General features: G+C 53.0%; 1 rRNA gene. It reads left to right on the plus strand.

Annotated elements, in window-relative coordinates:
* Nucleotides 1-125: 125 nt before the first annotated feature.
* A 23S ribosomal RNA gene (locus tag BFN48_RS11990) occupies nucleotides 126-3,064 on the plus strand.
* Nucleotides 3,065-3,086: the final 22 nt, after the last annotated feature.

Here is a 3,086-nt window from a genome sequence, read left to right on the forward strand (position 1 = left end):
TTGAAAACTGCACAGCGTATAATGTATCAGGTACTAGGTACTGGGTACTGGTTATCAAGCCAACTTCTAAAGGAGTTTAGCGGTAACTGGTAACTGGCGACTAGTAACTGGATACTATGATTTCTGGTCAAGCTAGTAAGGGCATAGGGTGGATGCCTTGGCACCAGGAGCCGATGAAGGACGGGATAAGCGCCGATACGCCTCGGGTAGCCGCAAGTAGGCGTTGATCCGGGGATTTCCGAATGGGGAAACCCACCTAGGGCAAACCCTAGGTATCACCTACTGAATACATAGGTAGGTGAGGGCACACCGGGGGAACTGAAACATCTAAGTACCCCGAGGAAAAGAAAGAAAACTCGATTCCCTAAGTAGCGGCGAGCGAAAGGGGAACAGCCCAAACCTGCAAGGTTTTACTTTGCAGGGGTTGCGGACACAGCCGTTAACTAAGTGACTTTTGTAGCCGAATAGGTCTGGAAAGGCCAACCACAGAAGGTGATAGTCCTGTAGGCGAAACGAAAGAAACTTAGGGTTGTGATCCAGAGTACCACGGGACACGTGAAACCCTGTGGGAAGCAGGGAGGACCACCTCCCAAGGCTAAATACTACCTGGTGACCGATAGCGCATAGTACCGTGAGGGAAAGGTGAAAAGAACCCCGGGAGGGGAGTGAAATAGAACCTGAAACCCTATGTCTACAAGCAGTGGAAGCACTTTATATGTGCAACCGCGTACTTTTTGTAGAACGGGCCAGCGAGTTACGATATGCAGCGAGGTTAAGGACTTAAGGTCTGGAGCCGTAGGGAAACCGAGTCTTAAATGGGCGCTTAAGTTGCATGTCGTAGACCCGAAACCGGGTGACCTACCCATGGGCAGGGTGAAGCGAAAGTAAAATTTCGTGGAGGCCCGAACCCGTGTCTGTTGAAAAAGGCTGGGATGACCTGTGGGTAGCGGTGAAATTCCAATCGAACTCGGATATAGCTGGTTCTCCCCGAAATAGCTTTAGGGCTAGCCTCAAGGTAGTGACATGGAGGTAGAGCACTGAATGGTCTAGGGGCGCTCACACGCTACCGAAACCTATCAAACTCCGAATGCCATAGTCATGTTCCTTGGGAGTCAGACTATGTGAGATAAGTTTCATAGTCGAGAGGGAAAGAGCCCAGACCGCCAGCTAAGGTCCCTAAGTACAGGTTAAGTGGTAAAGGATGTAAGACTACACAGACAACCAGGATGTTGGCTTAGAAGCAGCCATTCATTTAAAGAGTGCGTAATAGCTCACTGGTCGAGTGGTCTTGCGCCGAAAATGTCCGGGGCTCAAACCTGTCACCGAAGCTGCGGCAGCGCGAAGCGCTGGGTAGGGGAGCATTCTGTACGGGTAGAAGCTACACCGTAAGGAGTGGTGGACTGTACAGAAGAGAGAATGCTGGCATGAGTAGCGAAAGGTGGGTGAGAATCCCACCCGTCGAAAGCCTAAGGTTTCCTGAGGAAGGCTCGTCCGCTCAGGGTTAGTCGGGACCTAAGCCGAGGCCGAAAGGCGTAGGCGATGGACAACAGGTTGAGATTCCTGTACCACCTGTTTGCGTTTGAGAGATGGGGTGACGCAGGAGGATAGGCTGAGCGCACCGTTGGTTGAGTGCGTCCAAGCCGGTAGGAAGTTCCTATAGGCAAATCCGTAGGGACAATTCCGAGAGGTGATGGGGAGCGAAATTCAAGTAGCGAAGCAGCCGATTCCATACTGCCGAGAAAAGCCTCTATCGAGTAAACAGGTGCCCGTACCGCAAACCGACACAGGTAGGCGAGGAGAGAATCCTAAGACGAGCGGGAGAACCCTTGTTAAGGAACTCGGCAAAATGACCCCGTAACTTCGGGAGAAGGGGTGCCGGAGGAGGTGTAGGTCTTAGCGACTGAAGCCTTAGCCGGCCGCAGAGGATAGGCCCAAGCGACTGTTTACCAAAAACACAGGTCTCTGCTAAGTCGAAAGACGAAGTATAGGGGCTGACGCCTGCCCGGTGCTGGAAGGTTAAGGGGAAGTGTTAGCGAATGCGAAGCACTGAACTTAAGCCCCAGTAAACGGCGGCCGTAACTATAACGGTCCTAAGGTAGCGAAATTCCTTGTCGGGTAAGTTCCGACCCGCACGAAAGGCGTAACGACTTGGGCACTGTCTCAACAAGGGACCCGGTGAAATTGTAGTACCAGTGAAGATGCTGGTTACCCGCGGCAGGACGGAAAGACCCCGTGGAGCTTTACTGCAGGCTGACATTGGATTTTGGTATCACATGTACAGGATAGGTGGGAGACTGAGAAATCGGGGCGCCAGCTTCGATGGAGTCGACCTTGGGATACCACCCTTGTGGTACTGGAATTCTAACCAGAGGCCGTGAATCCGGTCTTGGGACACTGTCAGTTGGGCAGTTTGACTGGGGCGGTCGCCTCCTAAAAGGTAACGGAGGCGCTCAAAGGTTCCCTCAGCACGGTCGGAAATCGTGCGTAGAGTGTAAAGGCAGAAGGGAGCTTGACTGCGAGAGAGACACCTCGAGCAGGAACGAAAGTTGGACTTAGTGATCCGGTGGTTCCGAGTGGAAGGGCCATCGCTCAACGGATAAAAGCTACCCCGGGGATAACAGGCTTATCTCCCCCAAGAGTCCACATCGACGGGGAGGTTTGGCACCTCGATGTCGGCTCGTCTCATCCTGGGGCTGAAGTAGGTCCCAAGGGTTGGGCTGTTCGCCCATTAAAGAGGCACGCGAGCTGGGTTCAGAACGTCGTGAGACAGTTCGGTCCCTATCCGCCGTGGGCGCAGGAAATTTGAGAGGAGCTGTCCCTAGTACGAGAGGACCGGGATGGACAGACCGCTGGTGCATCAGTTGTTCCGCCAGGGGCACAGCTGAGTAGCCAAGTCTGGAAGGGATAAGCGCTGAAGGCATCTAAGCGCGAAGCCCCCCTCAAGATAAGATTTCCCATCCGCAAGGAGTAAGACCCCAGATAGACTATCTGGTTGATAGGCCTGAGGTGTAAGGACAGTAATGTCTTTAGCTGACAGGTACTAATAGGTCGAGGGCTTGACCAAAAGCATTACGCTGTGCAGTTTT

The organism is Caloranaerobacter ferrireducens (assembly GCF_001730685.1).
Taxonomy (GTDB): domain Bacteria; phylum Bacillota; class Clostridia; order Tissierellales; family Thermohalobacteraceae; genus Caloranaerobacter; species Caloranaerobacter ferrireducens.